Source organism: Streptomyces sp. NPDC051907, assembly GCF_040681075.1.
GTDB lineage: Bacteria > Actinomycetota > Actinomycetes > Streptomycetales > Streptomycetaceae > Streptomyces.
The window spans coordinates 1-24,470 of sequence record NZ_JBFAYB010000045.1 but is presented as its reverse complement, the minus strand read 5'-3'; the positions used below and the strand labels follow the sequence as shown (position 1 = coordinate 24,470).

At 71.7% G+C, this 24,470-nt stretch carries 19 protein-coding genes, 1 tRNA gene and 1 riboswitch; of the genes, 3 read left to right on the top strand and 17 right to left on the bottom strand.

All coding sequences use genetic code 11. From position 1 onward, the window contains the following. Positions 1-43: 43 nt before the first annotated feature. Positions 44-125, bottom strand: a tRNA-Leu gene (locus AB0M39_RS22835). Between the two features lie 396 nt (positions 126-521). On the opposite strand from AB0M39_RS22835, the gene AB0M39_RS22830 reads away from it, so the two are divergent. Together AB0M39_RS22830 and AB0M39_RS22825 are read left to right on the top strand one after the other, a co-directional pair. Beyond that, the gene (locus AB0M39_RS22830) at positions 522-1,292 is read left to right on the top strand and encodes an ABC transporter ATP-binding protein (protein ID WP_365367162.1); all 771 of its coding nucleotides are present in this window, start codon (positions 522-524) and stop codon (positions 1,290-1,292) included. A gap of 48 nt (positions 1,293-1,340) precedes the next feature. Continuing rightward, a complete protein-coding gene (locus tag AB0M39_RS22825; RefSeq protein ID WP_365367160.1) occupies positions 1,341-3,890 on the top strand; it encodes an ABC transporter permease in 2,550 nt (849 codons plus the stop codon). 247 nt (positions 3,891-4,137) lie between these two features. Here the strand turns inward: AB0M39_RS22825 and AB0M39_RS22820 are convergent, their stop codons facing one another. From AB0M39_RS22820 to AB0M39_RS22760, 13 genes are all read right to left on the bottom strand, one after another. Then, the gene (locus AB0M39_RS22820; RefSeq protein WP_365367158.1) at positions 4,138-5,421 is read right to left on the bottom strand and encodes a cyclopropane-fatty-acyl-phospholipid synthase family protein; all 1,284 of its coding nucleotides are present in this window, start codon (positions 5,419-5,421) and stop codon (positions 4,138-4,140) included. Positions 5,422-5,715: 294 nt separating this feature from the next. Next, positions 5,716-7,113: an NAD(P)/FAD-dependent oxidoreductase gene (locus AB0M39_RS22815; protein WP_365367156.1), complete on the bottom strand. Its 1,398-nt coding sequence runs from the start codon at positions 7,111-7,113 to the stop codon at positions 5,716-5,718. 389 nt (positions 7,114-7,502) lie between these two features. Beyond that, the gene (locus tag AB0M39_RS22810; RefSeq protein WP_365367154.1) at positions 7,503-8,417 is read right to left on the bottom strand and encodes a Ppx/GppA phosphatase family protein; all 915 of its coding nucleotides are present in this window, start codon (positions 8,415-8,417) and stop codon (positions 7,503-7,505) included. A 67-nt stretch (positions 8,418-8,484) separates the two neighbouring features. Next, on the bottom strand, positions 8,485-9,012 hold the full coding sequence (locus AB0M39_RS22805; protein WP_365367152.1) for a DUF501 domain-containing protein: 528 nt from the start codon (positions 9,010-9,012) through the stop codon (positions 8,485-8,487). Positions 9,013-9,106: 94 nt separating this feature from the next. Next, positions 9,107-9,595: a septum formation initiator family protein gene (locus AB0M39_RS22800; RefSeq protein WP_365367150.1), complete on the bottom strand. Its 489-nt coding sequence runs from the start codon at positions 9,593-9,595 to the stop codon at positions 9,107-9,109. A gap of 91 nt (positions 9,596-9,686) precedes the next feature. Beyond that, the gene (eno, locus tag AB0M39_RS22795; RefSeq protein WP_365367148.1) at positions 9,687-10,967 is read right to left on the bottom strand and encodes a phosphopyruvate hydratase; all 1,281 of its coding nucleotides are present in this window, start codon (positions 10,965-10,967) and stop codon (positions 9,687-9,689) included. 666 nt (positions 10,968-11,633) lie between these two features. Next, positions 11,634-12,293 (bottom strand): transglycosylase family protein, encoded by a 660-nt coding sequence (locus tag AB0M39_RS22790; protein ID WP_365367146.1) that lies wholly within the window; start codon positions 12,291-12,293, stop codon positions 11,634-11,636. A 3-nt stretch (positions 12,294-12,296) separates the two neighbouring features. After that, a riboswitch (cyclic di-AMP (ydaO/yuaA leader) is annotated at positions 12,297-12,472 on the bottom strand. A gap of 263 nt (positions 12,473-12,735) precedes the next feature. Further along, positions 12,736-13,662 (bottom strand): transglycosylase family protein, encoded by a 927-nt coding sequence (locus AB0M39_RS22785; protein ID WP_365367144.1) that lies wholly within the window; start codon positions 13,660-13,662, stop codon positions 12,736-12,738. Between the two features lie 113 nt (positions 13,663-13,775). Then, the gene (locus AB0M39_RS22780) at positions 13,776-15,029 is read right to left on the bottom strand and encodes a cytochrome P450 (RefSeq protein ID WP_365367142.1); all 1,254 of its coding nucleotides are present in this window, start codon (positions 15,027-15,029) and stop codon (positions 13,776-13,778) included. Beyond that, positions 15,026-16,021 (bottom strand): nucleoside triphosphate pyrophosphohydrolase, encoded by a 996-nt coding sequence (locus AB0M39_RS22775; protein ID WP_365367228.1) that lies wholly within the window; start codon positions 16,019-16,021, stop codon positions 15,026-15,028. Before AB0M39_RS22775 ends, AB0M39_RS22780 begins: the two co-directional genes overlap by 4 nt. A 94-nt stretch (positions 16,022-16,115) precedes the next feature. Continuing rightward, entirely contained in the window at positions 16,116-16,766 is a 651-nt protein-coding gene (locus AB0M39_RS22770; RefSeq protein WP_365367140.1) for a SurA N-terminal domain-containing protein, read from the bottom strand. A gap of 126 nt (positions 16,767-16,892) precedes the next feature. Beyond that, a complete protein-coding gene (locus tag AB0M39_RS22765; RefSeq protein WP_365367138.1) occupies positions 16,893-17,306 on the bottom strand; it encodes a GtrA family protein in 414 nt (137 codons plus the stop codon). Then, positions 17,303-18,277 carry a glycosyltransferase family 2 protein gene (locus AB0M39_RS22760; RefSeq protein WP_365367136.1) on the bottom strand — a complete coding sequence of 325 codons (975 nt, stop codon included), beginning with the start codon at positions 18,275-18,277 and terminating at the stop codon, positions 17,303-17,305. The genes AB0M39_RS22765 and AB0M39_RS22760 overlap by 4 nt, the downstream gene beginning before the upstream one ends. 124 nt (positions 18,278-18,401) lie before the next feature. Between AB0M39_RS22760 and AB0M39_RS22755 the strand changes: the two genes are divergently transcribed. Then, a complete protein-coding gene (locus tag AB0M39_RS22755) occupies positions 18,402-20,855 on the top strand; it encodes a YfhO family protein (protein WP_365367134.1) in 2,454 nt (817 codons plus the stop codon). Positions 20,856-21,004: 149 nt separating this feature from the next. On the opposite strand, the gene AB0M39_RS22750 is transcribed toward AB0M39_RS22755, so the two are convergent. The 3 genes from AB0M39_RS22750 to AB0M39_RS22740 all read right to left on the bottom strand — a co-directional run. Continuing rightward, on the bottom strand, positions 21,005-22,570 hold the full coding sequence (locus tag AB0M39_RS22750; protein WP_365367132.1) for a protein kinase: 1,566 nt from the start codon (positions 22,568-22,570) through the stop codon (positions 21,005-21,007). Next, positions 22,567-23,247, bottom strand: a complete 681-nt coding sequence (locus tag AB0M39_RS22745) for a hypothetical protein (RefSeq protein ID WP_365367130.1) — start codon at positions 23,245-23,247, stop codon at positions 22,567-22,569. The genes AB0M39_RS22750 and AB0M39_RS22745 overlap by 4 nt, the downstream gene beginning before the upstream one ends. Before the next feature lie 142 nt (positions 23,248-23,389). Further along, the coding region (locus AB0M39_RS22740) for an N-6 DNA methylase (RefSeq protein ID WP_365367128.1) at positions 23,390-24,470 on the bottom strand (1,081 nt) is incomplete at its 5' end.

Below are 24,470 nucleotides of genomic sequence, written 5' to 3'. Positions count from 1 at the left end.
GCCTGCCGGAGCCCGGGTGCCGGCTCCAGCAGGGCGCACAGTGTGCCCGGAGCCGGACTTGAACCGGCACGGCCCGAAGGCCAGCGAGGTTTAAGCTCGCCGTGTCTGCATTCCACCATCCGGGCGTGGCGCGCGGCCCTGCGTCGGCACCTGAGCCTATCCGGGTAGATCCCCCGTACAGCGGCGCCTTGGCCCGATGTTGTCTTATTTTATTGACGTCTGAGGGTGCGTCAGTGCAGGTAAGAGCGGTTTCGTACCGCCCGCGCACGCCCCCTGACCATCACCCTGCGCCCATGGGATTGACGGAAAGTCGACGCCCTCGCGCCGCTCCCTCCGCGCCGCCCGTCCGCGTTCCGCGGCGGGGCCGGTCTCAGGGGCGCCGTCATACCAAAGGAGGAGGAACGTGCCTTCTGGTCCGACCCAAGAGGGCGCCGACAACGGGCACCGGGACTGACGATCTGCGGCCGTCCGGCGGACACGATGGAGTGGTCCCCGCAGATACCGCGACAGGAGTACCCCCCGTGACCACCACGCCCCTCGCTCACCGCGCCACCGCCGTGGCAGCCCGCGCAACGGAACTGTCCAAGGTGTACGGCCAGGGCGAGACCCAGGTGGTCGCGCTGGACCGGGTCACCGTCGACTTCCGGCAGGCGGAGTTCACCGCGATCATGGGCCCCTCGGGCTCCGGCAAGTCCACGCTGATGCACTGTGTGGCCGGCCTCGACACCTTCAGCTCCGGCTCCGTGCGCATCGGCGAGACCGAGCTCGGCTCGCTCAAGGACAAGCAGCTGACGCAGCTGCGCCGCGACAAGATCGGCTTCATCTTCCAGGCGTTCAACCTCCTTCCGACGCTGAGCGCGAAGGAGAACATCACGCTGCCGATGGACATCGCGGGCCGTAAGCCGGACCAGCAGTGGATGCAGAAGGTCATCGACATGGTGGGCCTCAAGGACCGGCTCAGCCACCGCCCCACCGAGCTCTCCGGCGGCCAGCAGCAGCGCGTCGCCGTCGCCCGTGCCCTCGCCTCCCAGCCGGACATCATCTTCGGCGACGAGCCGACCGGAAACCTGGACTCGCGCTCGGGCGCCGAGGTGCTGGGCTTCCTGCGCAACTCCGTGCGCGAGCTGGGGCAGACCGTGGTGATGGTCACACACGACCCGGTGGCCGCCTCCTACGCGGACCGGGTGATCTTCCTGGCGGACGGCCGGATCGTCGACGAGATGCTCAGCCCCACCGCCGACGGCGTCCTCGACCGCATGAAGGAGTTCGACGCCAAGGGCCGGACCAGCTGACCGACCGCAGCCCTCTTCCTCCGGCTCTCACACAGGACTGACACAGACATGTTCCGTACCGCCCTGCGCAATGTGCTCGCGCACAAAGCCAGGCTGCTGATGACCGTGCTCGCCGTGATGCTCGGCGTGGCCTTCGTCTCCGGCACCCTGGTCTTCACCGACACCCTCGGCAACGCCTACCGCAAGCAGTCGGCCAAGAGCTACGACGACGTCGCGGTCGCCGTCACCACCTACGCCGACCAGCGAGACGGCAAGGACGCCGGCGTCGACGCCAAGACCCTGGACAAGATCCGGGGCCTGGACGGCGTCGCCTCCGCCACCGGGCGGGTCTCCGGCTTCGCCGGCGTCGCCGACAAGGACGGCAAGCTGATCGGCAACGGCTGGACCAACACCGGCGCGAACTTCTCCCCCGGCAAGGACGGCAAGGACCCCGCGTACACCTTCACCGACGGCTCGGGCCCGGTGCAGGACTCCCAGATCGCTCTGGACAAGGACTCCGCGGACAAGGGCGGGTACGAGGTCGGCGACACCGTGCGCGTCGCGACCAACGGGCCGGTGAAGGAGTTCGCCCTCTCCGGCGTCTTCACCACCGAGGACGGCGCGGTCAACGCGGGCGGCAGCCTGGTGCTGTTCGACACCGCCGTGGCGCAGAAGCAGTACCTGCAGCCCGGCTACTTCAAGGACGTCACGATCGCCGCGGCGCCCGGCGCCTCCGAGCAGAAGATCCTGGACGCGGTCGAGCCGCTGCTGCCCAAGGACGCCACCGCGCAGACCGGCAAGCAGCTCGCCGACGACCAGGCCAGGGAAATCGAGGAGGGCCTGACCAGCCTCAACACGGTTCTGCTGGTCTTCGCGGCCATCGCCCTGTTCGTCGGCGTCTTCCTGATCGCCAACACCTTCACCATGCTGGTCGCCCAGCGCACCAGGGAGCTGGCGCTGATGCGCGCCGTCGGCGCCTCGCGCCGGCAGGTCAAGCGCTCGGTGATCCTCGAGGCGGCGGTCGTCGGCGCGGTCGCGTCCGTGGTCGGCTTCGCGCTGGGCCTGGGGCTGGCGACGGGCCTGCGGGCCGCGATGACCTCGTTCGGCGCGAAGGTCCCGGCCGGAGAGCTGATCATCTCGCCCACCGCCGTCATCCTCGCCTTCGTCGTCGGCGTGCTGATCACCGTGTTCGCCGCGTGGCTGCCGGCCCGCCGGGCCGCGAAGATCCCGCCGGTGGCGGCGATGAGCAGCGTGCACGCGGTGGCGACCACCAAGTCGCTGATCGTCCGCAACACCATCGGCGGCGTGATCACGCTGGCCGGCGCGGTCGCGATCGTCGCCGGCGCGTCGATGGGCGAGAAGACGGGCCGGACCATCATCGGGATCGGCGCCTTCTTCGCGCTGATCGGCATCATCGTCCTGATCCCGCTGCTGTCCCGCCCGGTCATCGCGCTGGCCCGTCCGCTGCTGCACCGCGTCTTCGGCGTCGCCGGCAAGCTGGCCGGCCAGAACGCGGTCCGCAACCCGCGCCGCACCGGCGCGACCGCCTCCGCGCTGGCGATCGGCCTCACCCTGGTCACCGGGCTCACCATGCTCGGCGTCACGCTGGGCGCGGCCGTGGACAAGATGACGACGGACAACGTCAAGGCCGACTACATGGTCACGATGGCCAGCGGCGGCGGGCTCGACGCCTCGGCGCTGACCGCGCTCCAGAAGGCGAAGGGCGTCGACGCGGTCTCCCCGCAGCAGAGGTCCTGGCTGGAGGTCGGGGACGTGGGGCTGCCGGTCTCGGCCGTGACCCCCGGCGACGCGGAGCGGGTCTTCACCCTCAAGGCGGTCTCCGGCTCGATGGCGACGCTCGGCAAGGGCCAGATCGCGGTCGAGGAGAAGCTGGCGAAGAAGAAGGGCTGGAAGGCCGGGGACTCGGTGCCGGTCAAGCTCGGCGACTTCGCCGAGAAGGGCGGCAAGTCCGAGACCAAGAAGCTGACGGTCGGCGCGGTCTACGAGACGAACGAGTTCCTCGAGCAGGTGCTGGTCTCGACCGACCTCGTCGCCCCCTTCGAGCCCAAGCCGTACATCGCCGAGGTCTGGGTCACGATGGACGGCGGCGCGAGCTCGGCGAGCGAGCAGGCGCTGGTGGACGCGCTGGGCGACAACCCGGCGATCAGCGTCATGGACCAGCAGGACATCCGCAACATATTCGGCGGCATGATCAACACACTGCTGAACATCATGTACGGCCTCCTGGCGATGGCCCTGATCATCGCGGTCCTCGGCGTCGTCAACACGCTGGCGATGTCGGTCTTCGAGCGCCAGCAGGAGATCGGCATGCTGCGGGCGATCGGCCTCGACCGCCGCAAGGTCAAGCGCATGATCCGCCTGGAGGCGGTGGTGATCTCGCTCTTCGGCGCGGTGATCGGCGTGCTCCTCGGCTCGTTCCTGGCCTGGGCCGTGGGCGAGACGATCAAGACGGACATCCCCGGCTACGCCCTGGTGGTGCCGTGGGAGCGGATCGGCCTCTTCCTGCTGCTGGCCGGAGTGGTCGGCGTGCTGGCCGCCATGTGGCCGGCGCGGAGCGCCGCGCGGCTGAACATGCTGACGGCGATCAAGACGGAGTAGCGAGAGGCTGCGAGAGCGGCGCGACGACGACGAAGGGCCCCGCGAGAGCGGGGCCCTTCGTGCGTACGGATCGGCTGCGGCGGGCGGATCTGTTTCGATTCCGGCGTCTGTCCGGGCCGGCTCCGGCTGTGCGTCCGGGCTGGCATCGGCGTCCGTCCGGGCCGGCTCCGGCGTGCATCCCGCCCGGCCTCGGCAAGCATCCGGGCCCGCTCCGGCGTCCGTCCCGACCGGCCCCTGCCCCTGCGGATCAGTTCCAGGTGCGCGCCCGCAGAGGCATCCCGGAGCGACCGCTGTGCGGAGTCCTGACCGCGAGGACCTGGTTGACGCCGATGCGGTTGCGCTCGAAGGAGACCGCCGAGGCGGCCATGTAGAGCCGCCAGACGCGGGCCCGGCCGGGCGTGGTCAGCCGGATGGCCTGCGGCCAGTGCCTCTCCAGGCTGGCGACCCAGCGGCGCAGGGTGAGGGCGTAGTGCTCGCGAATCGCCTCGACGTCGCGGACCTCGAACCCGGCGTCCTCGAGCGTCGCGACGGTCGGGCCGAGCGGGGAGAGCTCGCCGTCGGGGAAGACGTACCGGTCGATGAACTCGTCGACGCGGTACGACGACTCGTCCTGCTCGGGACGGCGGGCGATCTGGTGGTTGAGCAGCCGGCCGCCGGGTCTCAGCAGGGCGAAGAGCTGGTCGGCGTACTCGCGGTAGCGGACCGCGCCGACGTGTTCGGCCATGCCGATGGAGGAGATCGCGTCGTACGGGCCGTCCCTGACATCGCGGTAGTCCTGAACGCGGATCTCGATCCGGTCGGTGAGGCCCTCCTCCGCGATGCGCTTGCGGGCGTAGGCGGCCTGCTCCCGCGAGAGGGTCACTCCGGTGACCTGCGCGCCGTACTCGCGGGCGGCGTGGATGGCCATCGAGCCCCAGCCGCAGCCGACGTCCAGGAGCCGGACGCCCTCCGTGAGCCCGAGCTTGCGGCAGACGAGGTCGAGCTTGTCGCGCTGGGCGTCCTCGAGGGTTCCGGCGTCCTCCCAGTAGGCGCAGGAGTAGACCATGGACGGGCCGAGGACGAGCTCGTAGAAGTCGTTGCCGACGTCGTAGTGGTGGCTGATCGCCTGTCTGTCGCGGTTCTTGCTGTGCAACGAGCCGCGGCGGCGGCGCGCCTCCTCGGCGGGCGGCGGGGGCGGCGGCAGCGCGCCTCCGATCTTGATCAGCGCGCGGGCGGCGGCGCGCAGCCGCGGGTCGCGGACGGCGTGGACGGGCGCCGCGTCGGGGCGCTCCCAGACGACGCCGGCGAGCAGATCGAGGGCGTGGTACAGATCCCCCTCGACGTCGATCTCCCCGGCCACCCAGCCCCGGACGAGCCCGAGCTCGCCGGGCTTCCACAGCAGCCGCCGCACAGCGCGCCGGTTCCTGACGACGAGAGTGGGAGCGTCCGGGGGTCCGTGCTCGCTGCCGTCCCAGGCCCGGATCCGGACCGGGAGCGGACCCCCCAGCAGCTCCTCGGCGAGAGAGGACAGCCGCAACGCGGCATCGGCCATGGCGCACACCTCCGTGACGGTGTTTCCCAGTTCGTCTCCCCGCCACGCGCCGCACGGGCGTGGGGGATGCCTCTCAGTGAACATTCCGACCACTGTGCGTGCTTCCCGGCATCGCGCATTCGGGGCACGGCGCCCTGGAAAGACAGGGGAAAGACAGCCGAAGGCCCACGGAAGGAACCCGGGAGGCGCCTGAACACGCCGAAGGGCCCCTGAGCAGCTCTCAGGGGCCCCGAGTACGCCGAAGGGGCCGCCCGCACCACGGATGGCGGGCGGCCCCTTCGGGGTAGAGCCGGGCTAGGAAGCCTTCGCCTTCTCGGCCTCGGGCTTGGCGGAAGCCGCCGCCGGGGCCGGCGCGGGGGTGGGCTTGGCAGCCTCGTAGAACTCCTCGCGCGGCGTCTCCATGGCGCCGAGCGAGACCACCTCGCGCTTGAGGAAGACCGCCAGCGTCCAGTCCGCGAAGACGCGGATCTTGCGGTTCCAGGTCGGCATCGCCATGCCGTGGTAGCCACGGTGCATGTACCACGCCAGGCGGCCGCGCAGCTTGATCTTCATCTTGCCCATGACGATCATCGCGACGCCCTTGTGCAGGCCGAGACCGGCCACCGCACCCTTGTTGGCGTGGCTGTAGTCCTTCTGCGGGAAGCCCCGCATACCGGAGATCACGTTGTCTCCGAGGACCTTCGCCTGGCGCAGCGCGTGCTGGGCGTTCGGCGGGCACCAGGCGTTCTCGACGCCGGCCTTGCGGGCCGCGAGGTCCGGAACCTGGGCGTTGTCGCCCGCGGCCCAGATGCAGTCGGTGCCCTGCACCTGCAGCGTGGTCGCGCAGTCCACGTGGCCGCGCGGGCCGAGCGGCAGGCCGTAGCGGGCCAGCGCCGGGTTCGGCTTGACGCCCGCGGTCCACACGATGGTGTTGGAGTCGACCTCGAGGCCGTTCTTCAGCACGACATGGCCGTCCACGCAGGAGTCCATCGACGTCGAGAGGTAGACCTCGACCCCGCGGCCCTCCAGGTGCTCCTTGCCGTACTGGCCGAGCTTCGGGCCGACCTCGGGGAGGATCTTGTCCGCGGCGTCGACCAGGATGAAGCGCATGTCCTCGCGCTTCACGCTGGAGTAGTACTTCGCGGCGTCCCGCGCCAGGTCCTCGACCTCGCCTATGGTCTCCGCGCCGGCGAAGCCGCCGCCCACGAAGACGAAGGTCAGCGCCTTGCGGCGGACGTCCTCGTCGGTCGTCGAGTCAGCCTTGTCCAGCTGCTCCAGGACGTGGTTGCGCAGGCCGATGGCCTCCTCGATGCCCTTCATGCCGATGCCCTGCTCGGCGAGGCCGGGGATCGGGAAGGTACGGGAGATCGCGCCGAGCGCGACGACCAGGTAGTCGAAGGGCAGCTCGTACGCCTCGCCGACCAGCGGCGAGATCGTGGCGACCTTGCGGTCCTGGTCGATGGTCGTGACGCGGCCGGTGAGGACCTCGGCCTTGGGCAGCACGCGTCGCAGCGGGACGACGACATGCCGAGGCGAGATGCTGCCGGCAGCAGCTTCGGGGAGGAAGGGCTGGTACGTCATGTACGAGCGCGGGTCGACGACCGTGACGGTCGCCTCGCCGTAGCGCATCTTCTTCTGGATGCGTCGAGCTGCGTACAGGCCTACGTACCCACCGCCTACTACGAGGATCCTGGGACGCTCCGTGGTGCTCATGCCATCGAGTATCCACCCCCCTCAGAGGGGGCGCTCGTGAGCCCCTTCACAAGGTCTGGACCCTCCTCTGCTACACTGCGCGGCCCACGTGACCGAGGTCATGGCGGCGAAGGGGAACCACGGTGTAACGGCAAACGTTGTTCGCCCCTCGTGAGCTGGCCCCTAAGGGGCCGCCCCGGCCCGAACCGGCCTCCCGCGCCACACCCCCGTAACGCACCCCGAACCAACCGGAATGCGCCTCCCCGCCCCTAACGGGCCCCCTGCGGGGCGCTTTCGGCCCTCCACGGCCCTCATCAGGGGGCTTTTCCTTGTGAAGAACTTCACGAACTTCTTTCAGGGAGGGTCGGAGAACGGCCGCGTAAGGGCCCCGTAAGGGCCCGGGAACGGCTCTACGCCACCGACCAGGCGATCCCGTCGAGGATGTCGTGCTCGCTCACGACGACCTCCGGGACCCCGATCCGCTCCATGATCGAGAGCAGTACCAGAGCGCCCGCGGCGATCACGTCCACCCGCCCCGGATGCATCGCGCCGTGCTTCGCCCGCTGCTCGTGGTCCTCGCGCAGCAGCGCGTCGCTGACCTCCCTGACCGTGTCGTGGGAGATCCGCGCGTGGTGGATGCGCGTCGAGTCGTACGCGTCGAGGCCCAGCGCGATGGCCGCCACCGTCGTCACCGAGCCGGCCAGGCCGACCAGCGTCCGCGCCTCCCGGATCGGCACGGTCTGCTCCGCCAGGTCGAGGGCCGCCTCGATGTCCGCGCGGACCGCGGCGACCTCTGCGGGCGTCGGCGGATCGTGCCGGATGTGGCGCTCGGTCAGCCGTACGCAGCCGATGTCCACGGACCGCGCCGCCTCGACGTGCTCGTGCCCGACGACGAACTCCGTCGAGCCGCCGCCGATGTCCACGACCAGCCGCTCCTCATGGCCCGGCAGCTCCTTGGTGGCCCCCATGAAGGAGAACTCCGCCTCCTGGTCCCCGCTGATCACCTCGGGCTCCACGCCCAGGATGTCGACCACTCCGCGGACGAAGTCGTCCCGGTTGGAGGCGTCGCGCGAGGCGGAGGTCGCCACGAAGCGGATCTTCTGCGCGCCGTGCTCCGCGATGACGGCGGCGTACTCGCGGCAGGCCGCGAAGGTCCGCTCCAGCGCCTCGGGCGCCAGCCGGCCCGTGCGGTCGACGCCCTGGCCCAGGCGGACGATGGTCATACGGCGGTCGAGATCGACGAGCTCGCCGGTGGCGGGGTCGGCGTCGGCGACCAGCAGACGGATGGAGTTGGTACCGCAGTCGATGGCGGCGACCCGGGTCATGGGGTTCTCCTGAGAGTCGTGGAACCGGCGGCGGGGGCGCGTCGCGCGGAGTAGGGGAGAGAGGGGATCAGCCCTCGTCCGTGCACGGGGACACGCACGGCCCCTTCGCCCACCACTGCGGCAGCATCTCGATCGCCTCGTCGCCCAGCGGATTGACCCCGGGGCCGGCGGCCAGCGAGTGGGCGACCAGCACGTGCAGGCACTTCACCCGGTCCGGCATGCCGCCCGCGCTCGGGAAGCCCGCGAGCACCTCGACCGCGTCGCGGCGGGCGATGTAGTCCTCGTGCGCGGCGCGGTAGGCGGAGGCCAGCTCGGGGTCCTCGGCCAGCCGGGCCTGCATCTCCTTCATCACGCCGTTGGCCTCCAGCGTGCCGATCGCGGAGGCGGCGCGCGGGCAGGTCAGGTAGTAGAGCGTCGGGAACGGCGTGCCGTCGGGCAGCCTCGGCGCGGTCTCGACGACGCTCGGCTGGCCGCAGGGGCAGCGGTGCGCGATGGCCCGCAGACCGCGCGGCGGGCGGCCGAGCTGGTCCTTGAACGCGGCGATGTCCGCGTCGGTCGGCTCGGTGTGTTCGGTGGTGGGAGGAGGGGTTTCCATGCCTGCCTGTTCGCTTCTGCGGTTCTGCGGTTCTGCGGTGCGGTTCTGCGGTGGTGGTCTTGCGGTACTGGGGGTGGTGGTCGTCTCGGTGCGGCTACCGCTGCTGGGCCTGGCCGCGGTCGGCGCGGTCCACGCCGTCCCAGACGTTGGAGTACCAGGGGCGGTCCGCCGCCCCTTCGTCGGTACGGCGCTGCTCGGCGGCCTCGGGGTCGATCACCGTGTAGCCGGTCTCCCCCGGGAGCACGTAGTGCAGGTGCTCACGGGCCAGCCGCTGGATGTACCGGTCGTCCTGGAGCCGCGCCTTCTCGTCGCGCAGCTCCTCGACCCGCTCCCGCGCCTCGGCCATCCTGCGCTCCTGGTCGGCCATGTCGGCGCGCTGGGAGACGTACTGGCGCATCGGATACGCGAGCGCGACGACCATCGAGCAGACGATGAGCGCGAGGAAGGCCGCGCGGCCGGTCAGCCGGGACCGGCGGGCCTGCCTGCGGCTCTGGGACCGGTAGACGCGGGCCGCGGTCTGCTCTCCGAGCAGCCGCAGCCTGGTCGCCGTGGAGAACCGGTCCTGGTCCCCGCTGCGTGCCATCGTCTCGCCTCCCCTATTACGCGCGTACGTCCCCGGACACGGTACGGGACCGCGACCGGGGACGTACGGAGGCTTGGGGCAGTGAGCCCGATCAGCCCTTGAAGCGGGGGAACGCCGAGCGGCCCGCGTACACCGCGGCGTCGTCGAGGATCTCCTCGATGCGCAGCAGCTGGTTGTACTTGGCGACGCGGTCCGAGCGGGCCGGGGCGCCGGTCTTGATCTGACCGCAGTTCACGGCGACGGCGAGGTCGGCGATGGTGACGTCCTCGGTCTCGCCCGAGCGGTGGGACATCATGCACTTGAAGCCGTTGCGCTGGGCGAGCTCGACGGCGTCCAGCGTCTCGGTCAGCGAGCCGATCTGGTTGACCTTGACCAGCAGGGCGTTGGCGGAGCCCTCCTCGATGCCGCGGGCCAGACGCTCCGGGTTGGTGACGAACAGGTCGTCGCCGACGATCTGGACCTTCGCGCCGAGCTTGTCGGTGATGGTCTTCCAGCCGTCCCAGTCGTCCTCGAACAGCGGGTCCTCGATGGAGACGAGCGGGTACGCGGCGACGAGCTCCGCGTAGTACTCGGTCATCTCGGCGGCCGAGCGGGACTTGCCCTCGAACTCGTACTTGCCGTCCTTGTAGAACTCGGACGCGGCGACGTCGAGCGCGAGCGCGATGTCCTTGCCCGGGGCGTAGCCGGCCTGCTTGATCGCCTCGAGGATGAGGTCGAGCGCCTCGCGGTTGGAGCCGAGGTTCGGGGCGAAGCCGCCCTCGTCGCCGAGACCGGTGGACAGGCCCTTGGTCTTCAGGACGGACTTGAGGGTGTGGTAGACCTCCGCGCCCCAGCGCAGGGCCTCGGAGAAGGACTCCGCGCCGATCGGCGCGATCATGAACTCCTGGATGTCCACATTGGAGTCGGCGTGCGAGCCGCCGTTCAGGATGTTCATCATCGGAACGGGCAGCAGGTGCGCGTTCGGGCCGCCGAGGTAGCGGAAAAGCGGCAGGTCGGACGCCTCGGAGGCGGCGTGCGCGACGGCGAGGGAGACGCCGAGGATGGCGTTGGCGCCGAGGGAGGACTTGTCCGGGGTGGCGTCCAGGTCGAACATCGCCTGGTCGATCAGGCGCTGCTCGGTGGCGTCGTAGCCGACGAGCTCCGGGCCGATCTGCTCGATGACGGCGAGGACGGCCTTCTCGACGCCCTTGCCGAGGTAGCGGTTCTGGTCACCGTCGCGGAGCTCAAGAGCCTCGAACGCACCGGTGGAGGCGCCGGACGGGACAGCAGCACGGCCGGTGCTGCCGTCGTCGAGGCCAACCTCGACCTCGACCGTGGGGTTGCCTCGGGAGTCCAGGATTTCCCGGGCTACGACGACGTCGATGGACGGCACGAGCATCTCCTTCTGGGATGTGACGCTATACGCAAGGTCTCTTTGGCCTTGCGACAAGAGCCTAACCGGCTGCGGACCCTCGGCCAGCCGATGCCCGCCCGCTGGGACGAAAAACGGCGTGAAGGGCGGGGATATGGGACAAAGCAGCCGACATCTACTTATGAGTAACGCGAATCGCTCCGCGTATACCGGCCCTACCTCAGCCCGGCCGCGCACACTCAGCCTCGCCGGGTACATCCAGCCCCGTGGGCGCTTGAGCCGCAAACCAAGCCCCGTGGGGGTCCCCCCGGACGAAGTCTGGGGGAGTTTGAGGCGCGGGGTCCGGGGCAGCGCCCCGCGGGCAGCCCGCACAGGGCATGTCACCGTTGCCTCGGGGGGCTGCGCCCCCGTACGGCCTTCGGCCGTGTCCTCAATCGCCGGACGGGCTGGGTTTCCCGGGCACATCCAGCCCCGCCGGCGTTTGAGGCGACCGACATTCAGCCCCGCCGGCGATTGAGGCGCGGGGTCCGGGGCAGCGCCCCAAATCAGCCTCGCCGGCGATTGAGGCGCGGGGGTCCGGGGGCGGAGCCCCCGGGGACGGGGGGCGCGTCCGCGCAGAGCAGTGCCCCGCGAGCACCGGTGGGCCGCCGGGTCCACCGGGTCTCGCGGGGCACGCCCCACACCAGATCAGCTCAGGTGAAGCAGCTGACCCGGGTAGATCACATTCGCGTCGTCCACGACGTCCTTGTTCAGGTCGAACAGCTTCTTCCAGCCGCCCTCGACCTTCTTCTCCTCGGCGATCGAGCCCAGCGTGTCACCGGCCTTGACCTTGTACTCGCCGTCGCCCTTCTTCACGGCCTTCGCCTTCGCCGGCGCCGCGGGGCGCTCGGAGCGGGTCGTGGGCGCCTCGGCGCGCTTCGGAGCGGCGGGCTTGGCCGGAGCCGGGGCGGCCTTCTCCGCGGCGCCGGTGTACGCGGCGTCGGACAGGCCCACGCCGCAGTGCGGCCACGCGCCCTTGCCCTGGCCCGCGAGGACCTTCTCGGCGACCTGGATCTGCTGCGACTTCGACGCCTGGTCGGCGGTCGCGGCGTACGCGGTGCCGCCGTACGCGGCCCAGGTGGAGGCGGAGAACTGCAGGCCGCCGTAGAAGCCGTTGCCGGTGTTGATGGACCAGTCGCCGCCGGACTCGCACTGGGCGACGGTGTCCCACTCGGAGGCGGTCGCGGCGGAGGCGGAGGTGGCGCCGAGCAGCGGGGCGGCGACGGCCGCACCCGTGATGCCGGCGAGCGTGGCGATGCGGGTGGCCTTCGAGGGACGACGGTGCTTGGACTTGCTGGAGAACAGCATGGGACATCTCCTCACCGACGCCTACGAGGTGAGCTGTCGGGTTCGGGCCAGATGAGTTGCCCGGCCGCGCGACCTAGCGCGCGGCTTCACCCCAAGCCGTTCCACGGCCGTTCGTCAGCAACGGCCGGGGGGCGGCGCTTACCTGGGTCCCCCGCTCCTGCCTTCGGCGCATGACGCGACGACTGGTCCCCCCGACCGACGGCAGGATTCGGCGTGACGGTCAGCGGTGCCCGCGATGGCGAGCGGTCAGACCGTAGACACACCGCTCCCCGATGTTCAAAGACGAACATCGGGGAGAAATCGCCCTTTCCGCCCTTTGGGGCGATTACATTTCCGCAGGTCGGGGGCGAAGTGTGCACATTCGGTAGGCGAGCCACGCCAGTTAGGACAAAGAGACCCTTGTCTCACTTACACAGAACGGACATAAGCCCGCGAACTGCCGCTACTTCGGGTCGGAGGAGTGGTCCAGATCGAGGCTCTGGCCAGGAAGGATCAGGTCCGGGTCCTCGCCGACGGCCTTCCGGTTCGCCTCGTAGAGCGCGGTCCAGCCGCCGGGCACCTCCTGCTCGTCGGCGATGGTCCACAGGCTGTCGCCGGTGCGGACCGTGTACTCGCCGGGCGAAGTGTCCGCATTCGCAGGCTCACGTGTTGAACCGTCACCCCGTGAGGCATGTCGGCCGCTTTCACGCTCATTGTCCGTATTGCCCGACTCGGTCCCCTCGGGCGCCGGCTCGCCGCGGTGCTTCCCGGCGCCGGAGCCCGACTCGGGGGTCGCGCCCTTGGAGGGCTCGGCGCTCTCCTCGCTGCGGGCGGGCGCGCTCGGCTGGGCGGACTGCTCCGGCTTCGAGGGGGCCGCCGGCTCGTCGGAGGACGACTCCTTCTCCGGCTTGTCGGAGGTGGTCTCGGCCGCCTCGCCGGTCGGCTCGCCGGAGGGCTGGTCGATCGGGGCGCTCGGCCGCGGCGTCGGCTGGGCGGTGACGCCGTCGGCCGATCCCGCGATCTTCAGTCCGGCGATGGACGAGCAGCCGGGCCAGGCGTCCGGCCCCTGCGCGGCCAGGACCATCTCGGCCACGGCTATCTGCTCGGTGCGGCTCGCGAGGTCGGCGCGCGGCGCGTACGCCGTGCCGCCGTAGGTCTCCCACGTCTCCTGGGAGAGCTGGAGCCCGCCGTAGTACCCGTTGCCGAGGTCGGCGCTCCACATGCCGCTGCTCTCGCACTCGGCGACGCGGTCCCATGTGGTGCCGTCGGCGGCCGAGGCCGAGGTCGCGCCGAGCAGCGGGATCGCGATGGCCGATCCCGTCACCCCTGCCGCGACGACGAGGGCCGGAGCCTGACGGGGTCGGCGGTGCCGTCCGTTCCCGGAGCGCATGCGGTTGCCTTTCGCGTGACAGCTTGGATCGACGGTGAACGTAGCGGCATTCGAACGCGAGTCACAAGTCGATGCAGCGGAGATCACGTGAAAGTCACGAACATGATGGACCGTCAGTTCTGCTGGGGTGTGAACTCAACCGGCAGAGTGCGCAATCCACGCATAATGAGACCCCCACGCCACCGCAAATCGTCCGGATCGCCCGCAAGCCGCAAGTCCGGCGCCCTCCTGAGCAGCGTCGCGATGGCGGTCTGCCCTTCCAGCCGGGCGAGCGGGGCGCCGAGGCAGTAGTGGATGCCGTGGCCGTATCCGAGGTGCTTGTTGTCGCTTCTCGACAGATCGAGGGCGTCGGGCTCGGCGAACCGCTCGGGGTCCCGGTCGGCGGCGGCGAGCACCACCAGGACGGGGTCTCCGGCCTCGATCCGCTGCCCGCCGAGGCTCAGCTTCTCGGTGGCGAACCGCCAGGTGGCGATCTCCACCGGCCCGTCGTAGCGCAGGAGTTCCTCCACGCCGGAGGCGAGCAGACCCGTCTCCCCCGCCGCGAGGGACGCCTGGAGCCGGTCCCGCTCCCCGGGGTTGCGCAGCAGCGCGTACACCCCGTTCCCGATCAGGTTCACGGTCGTCTCGAAGCCGGCGAACAACAGGATGAAGGCCATAGCCGCGGCCTCGTTCTCCGTCAGATGCTCGCCGTGGTCCGAGGCGCGGATCAGGCCCGAGATCAGGTCGTCCGAGCCCTCTTGTCCCAGGGTCTCCCGTTTGCGGTGGATCAGCTCGGCGAGGTAGCCGCGCATCATCTTCACCGAGCGGGCGACCCCGCCGCGGGGGCCGCCCTGGCTCGCCTTGGTGTGGCGCAGCATCATGCCCGCCCAGTCGCGGAAGTCGTCCTGGTCCTCCGCCGGGACGCCGAGCAGGTCGCAGATCGCGTAGATAGGGAGAGGGAAGGCGAACTCGTGGATCAGGTCCGCCTCTCCCCTCGCGGCGAAGCCGTCGATGAGACGGTCCGTCAGCTCTTGGACGCGCGGGGCGAATTCGGCGACGCGGCTGGGGGTGAACGCCTTGGACACCAGCCGCCGCAGCCGGGTGTGGTCCGGCGGGTCGATGTTCAGCAGATGCGTCATCAGCTCTGCCTTGCGCTCGCCCGGAATACCCGTCTTCCCCTTGGCGTGCGCGGGCTCCGCGTGGTGCACCGGGTTCTTGGAGAGCCGCTGGTCCGCCAGCGCCTGCCGGGCGTCGGCGTACCGCGTCACCAGCCACGCCTCGACGCCGCTGGGCAGCCGCGTCTTGCGCACCGGCTCGTGCTCGCGCAGCCAGGCGTAGGCGGGGTACGGATCGGTGGCGAACTCCCAGCTGAAGAGCTCGGGGGTCACTGTTCCACGGTCCTGATCGCGTCCCGGTACGCGCGCGCCGCCGCGCGCAGGGCCGCCTCCGGGTCCACGCCCGCCGCCTCCGCCCGCACGGCGAGCGCCAGCAGCTCGTACCCGACGCCCGCGCCCGTCGGCAGCGGCACGTCGAGCCCGGCGGTGCGCACCCGCGAGGCGAGCTTCGCCGTCAGCGCGAGGCCGGGCTGCCCCAGCGGCACGCCGTCCGTCACGGAGTCGCGCTGCTTCTCGATCGCCTTGGTCCGCAGCCAGTGCTCCTTGACCTCCTCCGGCGTCTCGGCGCGCTCGTCGCCGAAGACGTGCGGATGGCGGTGGATCAGCTTCTCGACGATCGTCCCGGCGACGTCGTCGATCGAGAACGGCTCGGCGTCCTCGGCATCCTCGTCCTCGTCGTCAGAGCCCTCGGCGCCCTCCTCCGCGATGCGCGCGTGGAAGACGACCTGGAGCAGCACGTCCCCGAGCTCCTCCCGCAGCTCGTCGCGGTCGCCGTCCTCGATCGCCTCGACGAGCTCGTACGCCTCCTCGATGCCGTACTTGGCGAGACCCTTGTGCGTCTGCCGCGAGGACCACGGGCACTCGCGCCTGATCCGGTCCATGACCTGGACGAGGTCGAGCAGCCGCGCGCCGGGCAGGTCGTACGAGCCGGGCAGCAGCTCCAGGTCGGGCATCGCGACCCGGCCGGACCCGGCCAGCCGGGCCAGCCCGTCGGTCAGCGCCGGCTCGCCCTCGCCGGAGGGGATGACGACGATCGTGCGGCCGCCGGCGCAGTCCTCGACGAGCTCCTGCGCGCCGGGGGCCGTGTGCTCCACGGCGACGCCCGCCTCGGCGAGGTAGGGCAGCTGCGGGTGCCCGGCGTCCGCGCACAGCACCCGGTCCGCCGTGCGCAGCGTCTGCCACGCGGGCCAGGACAGCAGCCCGGGGGCGACCCGGTGGCTGGCGGTGAGCACGACGATGCGGCCCAGCGCGCCGGACGGCTCCAGGGCCTCGGACGCATCGGACGGCTCTATGGCCTCGGACGCGCCGGAGGCGCCGGGTACGGGTGATTCATTCGTCACCCATCGAACCTACCCCGCGCTACGCGCCCGCCTCGACGGGCTCCTGCTCCTTGCTCACCTGCGTGATCCACGGAGCTTTATAGCTGCCGAGCTCCAGCTTCTTGTCGTCCCAGGCGCCGAAGCGCGGGTTCACGTCGATGTCGAGCGACTCGGCGGCGGCGGTGAAGGCGCGGTTCAGCTTCTCCTGGCCTTCGGGGGTGTTCGTCGCGCCGAGGTCGGCGGCCAGCTTGCTGACCAGGATGTCGCGGCGGACCACGTCGTTCAGCTGGTCCGGGGCGACCCCGCGCTGCTGGAGATACATGCCGGCGAGCTGCTCCTCTCCGCCGGACTGCTGGGCCAGGGCGGCCCGCCCCTCCTGGATCTCCTTGCGGGAGACCGTGATCCCGGCGTCGTCGGCGGCGCGCTGGACGACCTCGTCGACGATGAGGTCGTACAGCTTGGCGCGGCTGAGCTGGCCGCTGTCCTTGATCAGCTGGTCGGCCTGCGGGGAGCGCGCCTGCGCGGTGCGCACGTCCTTCACCTTCGCCTGGACGGTGGACACCTCGATCCGCTCGCCGCCGACCACGGCGGCGGCCCCTGGGTGTGCTTCGTTGCCGCAGGCGGCGAGGAGGGGCGCGGCGACGAGCAGCGCGGCGGAGACGGTGAGCGCGGTGCGACGACGGCGGTGCAAAGGAGCCTCCCGGCGTGAAGTGACCCTGCGGTGATCGATGCTAGAGAGTCGACGTGGCGTGGGCCACTGATTCGACCAACGATTCCCCGGCAGTCCGGGATGCGTCGCCTTCTGCGCCGCCGCGCGTCAGCGCTGAGGGACCCGCTCCGCCTCGACCGGGGCCGGCGCCCGCTCGGGCCGCAGCATGATCGTCCGCGAGACGACGAAGGTGATCGGGATCGCCGCCGCCGCCGCGATCAGCGGAGCGTAGCGGCTGCCGAAGTGGAGAACGTCCACCAGCAGATAGACGCCGCAGGTGGTCACCGTGAAGTTCGCCGCGTTGGTGAGCGGGAAGAGCAGGAATTTACGCCAGGTCGGGCGGGTCTTATAGGTGAAGTACGAGGTGAGGAAGAACGACCCGACCATGCTCAGCGCAAAGGCGACGACATGCGCCGCCACATAGGGGAGCCAGTTCAGCAGGGCCAGATACAGGCCGTAGTACGTCCCGGTGTTCACCACCCCGACCAGGGCGAATCTGACCATCTGGACCCGGACCGTCATCGTCTTACGAGCTCCCCCGTGCGTGTGTGCGGCTCTCCTTCCTGCGGACGCAGGCCGGTGTTGGTCGCCTTCACCAGAAAGTGCGGCCGCCGCTTCACCTCGTAGTAGATACGGCCGACGTACTCGCCGACCACTCCCAGCATCACCATCTGGACGCCTGCGAGCGCGATGACCGTCACCAGCAGTGTCACATAGCCGGGCGTGTCGACGCCGTCGACCAGGGCGACGCCCACGATCCAGGCGGCGTAGGCCATGGCGACGGCGAGCAGCAGCATGCCCAGATAGAGGGCGGCCCGCAGCGGCTTGTTGTTGAAGGAGAGCAGACCGTCGAGCCCGTAGTTGAGCAGCTTGCCGAAGCTCCACTTGGAGCGGCCCTGCTCGCGCACCGCGTTCTCGTACTCGAACGTCGTGGTGCGGAAGCCGACCCAGGCGAAGAGGCCCTTGGAGAAGCGGTTGTACTCGGTGAGCTCCAGGACCGCGTCCACGGTCCGGCGCGAGAGCAGCCGGAAGTCGCCCACGCCGTCCACCAGCTCGACGTCGACGAAGCGGTTGATCATCCAGTAGTAGGCGCGGGCCGTGACCGTGCGGGTGACCCGGTCGCCCTTGCGGGTGCGTCGGGCGATCACCTGGTCGAAGCCCTCCTCGTGGAGGGCCAGCATGCGCCGGACCAGCTCCGGCGGGTGCTGGAGGTCCGCGTCCATGATCACGACCGCGTCGCCCTCGGCGTGCTGGAGGCCGGCGAGCATCGCCGCCTCCTTGCCGAAATTGCGACTGAAGGAGACATAGCGGGTTCGGGAGTCGGCCTCGGCGATCTCCTGAAGAAGGGGGAGCGTCCGGTCCTGGCTTCCGTCGTCCACATAGACCAGCTCGAATTCCTGCCCCAGCAGGTCGAGCTCATCGGTCACATGCTCATGGAAGCGGCCGATGATCTCCTCTTCATTGAAGCAGGGAACCACTATCGAGATCAGCACGCCTGAACAACAACCCATGGGAATGTCCCTCATGGATGGGGCGCATGACGCGTAGGCGACTATCAAGTGAACTGGGCTTCCAGTGGCACGTTTTCGCGATCTGCGCTGGCATATTCGAGTCATCATGTCGATTCTGGAATCCGCGCGCGGCCGTGCCGCCGCCCTCGCCGCGCTGATCACCGTGACGGCCGTGTGCGCCGGAGACGCCGTCGCGCGCAGCTTCCCCTTCGGCCCGCACACCCGCAGCGTCAACGACCTCGGCAATCAGTTCGTGCCGTTCCACGCGCATCTGTGGGACCTGCTGCACGGGCGCGCGGACGGCGGCGTGCTGCTCAACTGGCAGTCCGGGTACGGCACGAGCTTCCTGCCCGACCTCGGGACATATCTGACCAGCCCGTTCTCCCTGCTGGTCGGGCTCTTCCCACGGGACGACATCGATCTCGCCGTGTACGTGATCACGGTGCTGAAGACGGCGACCGCCGCGGCCGCCATGACCTGGCTGCTGCTGACGCTGCGCGCCGGGGGCGGCGAGGGGGCCGAGGACGGCGAGCCGGGCGGGCGCCGGTGGATGGCCGGGGTGCTCGGCGCCTCCTACGCGCTGTGCGGCTGGTCGGTCGTCGAGGGCTCGTACAACCCCATGTGGCTGGACGGGCTGATCGCCTTCCCGCTGCTGTGCCTGGTCGGCGAGTGGGCGCGCGAGGCGCGGCGGCCCGTCCTCGGTCCGGTGCTCGTCGCGCTCGCCTGGATCGCCAACTTCTACACCGCCTATATGGCCGTGATCGGCGCGGCGCTGGTGCTCGTCGTGCGGCTGCTGCTGGAGGAGCGACAGCCGCGCGAGCGGATACGGGCGCTGCTGCGGGCCGCCTGGCGGGTGCTCCTCGGCGTCGCGCTGGCCGCGCCCGTCCTGGTCCCCGTCTTCCTCGGCTCGCAGCACGCCTACCCGGGCTGGAAGAAGGAGTTCGCCCCGGCGGGCTGGTCCGACGTGTTCGCCCGCACGCTCCCGGCGACGTACAGCTTCTTCACGCCGGCGGTCTTCATCGGCGGCGGAACGGTCCTGCTGGCCTGCGCGCTGGCCTTCCACCGGGCCGTGCCCCGGCGCGAGCGGATCCTGTGGACCTCACTGGCGGCGGCGACCCTGCTCTCCCTTCAATGGGGGCCGACGCATCTGGTGTGGCATGTCTTCGCGACGCCCAACGGCAGCCCGTACCGGCAGACGTTCGTCTTCGCCGGGATCGTGGTGATCGCCGCCTGGACCTGCCTCGCGCACGCGTGGCCGGGGCGGCGCGCCCTGCTCGGCGGCGGCGCGGTCGTGGCGGTCACGGCGCTCGCGGCGGCCGGCAGCGATCTGGTGACCGGCTGGACGTTCCCGCTGGCCGGGGCGGGGCTCGCGGCGGCCGTGGCCGGGCTGGCGCTGGCCCGGCGCGGCAGGCATATCGCGCTGGCGGCGGTGCTGCTCAGCGGGGCGCTGGTCGGGCAGGCCGCGGCGACGACCGCGTACGCGGACCGGATGAAGCTCGGCAGGCTCGACGACTACCCGGCCTGGGGCGAGCAGCACAGCCGGCGGGCGGCGGCCGTCGCGTCGGCCGACGGCTGGCCCGCCTACCGCACCGACCCCGGCCGGGACCAGATCAGCGGGAACGACCCGATGCTGCTGGGCGGCCAGGGCGCCTCGTACTACAGCAGCCACACCCCCGACGTGCTCACCCGCACCTGGGCCGCCCTCGGCGCGGGCTGGACGTCCAACGGGCGCAGCCTGCAGTCCCTGGACAACCCCGTCACCGACGCGCTCTTCTCAGTCGGGGCGCGCGTGCGCGGCGCGCGGGGCCAGCAGCCGCAGCTGAGCGAGGCGGCCATGGTGCTGCCGCTGGTGACCGTGCGGCCGGCGGGCGGCGAAAACCGCTACGACGCGGACCCGTTCCGCAACCAGGAGCGGCTGCTCGGCGCGGACGTCTACGCCGAGGCGGCGGACGGCGTCTGCCCGGTCGGCAGCGAGGCGTTCCTGTGGGCCCCCGACTTCACCGGCCAGGCCCGGCTCGGCGACGCGCCATGGGTGACGCTGCGCGGCGGCCAGCCCAAGCGGCGCGCCGCGCTCACCTCGCTCGGGACGGTGGAGTCCCCCGGCGCGACGGTCGCCTACCGCGCGAAGTCCGGCGGCCAGGGCAGGCCCCGGGCGACGCTCGGCTGCCTGGACCCGGCGAAGCTCGCCGCCGCCGTGGACCGGCTGAAGCAGACGGGCGCGGTCTCGGTGGAGGTCGGCGAGGCGGGCGTACGGGCCGAACTGCCGCCCGGCGCCACGGGGACGGCCGTCCTCGCCGCGCCCCGCATCGCGGGCTGGAGCTGTGACGGCGAGCCCGCCGGCTCCTATCTCGGCCTGGTGGCCGTGGAGCTGGACGGGACGCGGACGACCGTGGACTGCTCGTTCCGGCCGCCGGGGCTGAAGGCCGGCGCGGCGGTGGGGACGGCGGGCCTGCTGGCGCTCGCGGGCGTCGGCCTGCTGCCGCTGGTGCGCCGACGGCGCTCGGGCGGCTCGGCCCAGGCGCCCGCGCCCGAAGCGGAGAAGGCGACTGCGGCGGTCTGAGCCTGCGCCCGCTCAACGCAGGGTCCCTGGCACACCTGGCACGCGTGCTCAACGGCCCCCGCCACGCCCAGCCCGCCTGCTCAGCGGCCCCGGCGCACCTGGCACGCGCACTCAATGGCCACCGCCACGCCCCGCACGCCCGCCTGCGCTCACCCCAGGCTGTGGCCGCCGAGGCTGTGACCGCCGAGGCTGTGACCGCCGCCCAACTGCTGCTGCCGCTCCAGCCCGCGCCGCAGTTCGAGGGCCAGCTGGTGGTAGGGCCCGTACGCGCGCTCGACGTCGTACAGCAGCGTCTGCAGCTGCTGCCGCGCCGCCGTGTGGTCGCCGACCGCGAGCAGCAGATGCCCGACGCGGTGGCGGACGTCGAAGGCGCGGGCGACGTCCGCGCCGCCCGACTGCTGGTTCTCGTAGTACGGCAGGACCGCGCGGTACTCCGCGAGCGCGGCGGCCGGCTCGCCCAGCTGTTCCAGGCACAGCGCCGCGTCATAGCGGAACTGCAGGGTCTGCGGGTCGGCCAGGCCCGCCTCCGCCGCCCGGTCGTCGGCGAGCCGGCGCAGCTCGGGCAGCGCGCGGCGGTACTGGCCGTCGTCCATCAGCGTCGTGGCGTACTGCTTGCGCAGGATCCGTACGACCGGCGAGTGCTCGCCGTGCTCGGCCGCGGCGGCCGGGAGGATCCCGCCGAGGATGTCGACGGCCTGGGTGATGCTGCCCTCGCCGAGGAGCCGCTTGACCTCGTCGACGGCTGCGGCGACGTCCGGGCGGGGAGCGGCGGGCCGGGGCGGCGCCACGGGCGGCGGCGGCACGGCGGCCCGGTCCGGCCAGGGAGCGTGCGGGCGCAGGAACGGGCGGGTCGGGTCGAGCGGTCCTGCGGGCGTGCCGCGGCTGGGCAGCAGCGGCGCGAGCGCCTCGTACACCTCCTGCGCCCCGGACGGGCGGTGCTGCGGGTCCTTGGCGAGCAGCCGCAGCACCAGCGCCTCCAGCGGCTCGGGTATCTCGGGGCGCAGCTGGCGGACGGGGAGCGGCGGCTCGTAGAGATGGCGGTGCAGCACGCCCAGCGCGGTGGAGCCGGCGAACGGGACGTTGCCGCTGAGCAGTTCGTGCAGCAGCACGCCGAGCGCGTACAGATCGGTGTACGGGCCGACCGCGCCGCCCATCGCCTGCTCGGGCGCCATGTAGGCGGGAGAGCCGATGGGCGAGCCGGTGTGCGTCAGGCGCGTGGTGTCCGTGTCGATGACGGACGCGACGCCGAGGTCGAGGACGGTGACCGTGCCGTCGGGCTTGACCATCACGTTCCGCGGCTTGAGGTCGCGGTGGACGATCGGGACCGCGTGCACGGCGGCGAGCACCGCGCACAGCTGGGCGGCGACGGAGACGGCCCACGGCCAGGGGTAGGGCTCGTGCTCGGCGAGATGGTCGGCGAGGTCGGCGCCCTCGACGTACTGCATGACGAGGTAGAGGTCGTCGCCGTCGCTGCCCGCGTCGTGGACGGTGACCAGGCCCGGGTGGGAGACCTGGGCGGTGACCCGGCACTCGCGGACGAAGCGGCGGCGCATCTCGTCGGCGGCGGTGGCGGCGGCCATGTGGTCGGGGCGGAGCAGCTTCACGGCGACACGGCGGTCGAGGCGCCCGTCGTACGCCGTCCAGACCTGGCCCATGCCGCCTTGGCCGATGACGGCCGAGAGCTCGTAACGGCTCGCGATGACCCGTCCGTTCACCGTCCCTGCTCCTTCCGGAGGTAGTCGCTCAGCTCGTCGAGCTCGGCGCGGACCTGGTCGATGCGGGGCTTGTCGGGGGCGACGGGCTGGGCGGGCGGCTGGGGCTGGACCGGCGGATGGGTCTGGGGCTGATGCGCCGGGGGCCGGACCGGCGGATGGGTTTGGGGTTGGGGCTGCTGGACCGGGGGATGGGGCTGGGCGGGCGGGTAGCCGTAGCCCTGGGACGGGAGGTGCTGGGGCGGCAGACCGTACGGCACGGTCGGCGCGTTGTACGGCGAGCCGGCCTGCGGCGGCGTCCAGGCGGCGGGTCCCGGCGCCTGGTGGTGCCGGATGTCGACCACCAGATAGTGCGTGGGCACCCCGATGGCCAGCCCGAGCAGCACCGCGAGGGACACATAGTCGATCGGACGCGGATCCTCCGCCTTCGACGCCTCCACCTCGCTGTCCGTACCGAACGTGCCGATCACGACCGTCGCGGCGACCACCAGCGCGAGGCAGAGCCAGAACAGCAGCCAGTCCAGCCGCCGGCGGCGCATGATCGCGATCCGCAGCATGGTGGCCCAGGACAGGAACCCGAAGCTGAGCAGCGCGACGGCCGTGAACACCGTGCGCAGGACGACGAGCACCGCGGTCGACGGTCGCTTGGGCTGCGGCGGCGCATAGCCGTGGCCGTGCATTGCTGCTCCTGAAGGCCTGGGGACGAGGCGGAATGGGGTACTGCGGTCCGAAGCGTATACATCGACGAAGACAACGGGTCAGGGGTTGTGCAGACCCGTTGTCCGATGTGTCACTCCACGGTCGTTCCAGCTGGACCGGGGGTCACTCCGGCAGGACCGTGCCGTCGGTCAGGCCGTCGTACAGCCCCTGCACCAACTGCTCGCCGAGCCGCCCCGCGAGCCGCAGCGCGTCCTCGAAGGCGGCGAGCATACGGAAGCGTTCGCCGTAGCGCCGCTGGTCCGCGAGCGGCAGCCGGGGCAGTTGGAGGCGGCGCACGTCGAGCCGGGTCGCGGTGGAGGCGTAGCTGCTGGCCTGCCGGGTGTTGGCGGTGCCGCGCAGGAAGCCGGCGAGGAACCAGGGGTCGAGGGCGGCGGGATCGGGGCGCAGCAGCTGGAGGTTGCGGCCGAGCGCGGCGCCGGCGGTGGCGTCGTCGACGACGCGTACGACGGAGCCGCCGCCGAGCACGGGCACCACGACGTCGCCGGTCTCGACGCGCACGGGCTCCTCGTCGGGGCCCTCGGGGAGCGTGCCGGAGGGGGCGGCGCCGGCGATGACGTCCTGTTCGGTGAGCACGGGGACGAGGGCCGAGGAGGCGTCGGCGGCCGTGGCCGCGCTCGCGCTGCCCGCGCCGCCGGCGCGCAGCACCAGCGCGCCCGCGCGGGCCAGTTCGCCGACGGTCGTGGCGGGCCAGGGGGCGGGCTCGGCGTGCGCGGCGGGCGCGGGGGTGAGCTCGCCGGTCAGCCGCAGGGTGTCGGTCAGCCGGTCCCGTACGCGCAGCAGCTCGTCCGCGCCGGCGCCGGCCGCCAGGGGCGGGACATGGCGGGCCGGGGCCAGGTCCACGTCGTCGTCGAGGAGTTCGATGACGGGGACGGAACGGCTGGCGCCGGGCTGCTCGTCGACCGTGCCGTGCCGGTCGAAGGGCTGCCAGGCGTCGAGCACGGCGCTCTGCACGGCCTGCCAGTCGAGCTTGTCCCGGCCGCCGGCGGCCCCCGCGAGCTCGGCGGTGTCGACGAACAGCAGCTCGGGCGGGGCGGGCTGGGCCGGGTCGGGCTTGCGCAGCACCCACAGATGGAGGGGGATGCCGTAGGGGGGCGCGGCGCCGGCGGGCAGCGCGACGACGGCCCGCAGCGCCCCGCGGCGCAGCAGCCCGGCGCGGATCCGGCGGCCGGAGCGGCGGGAGGCG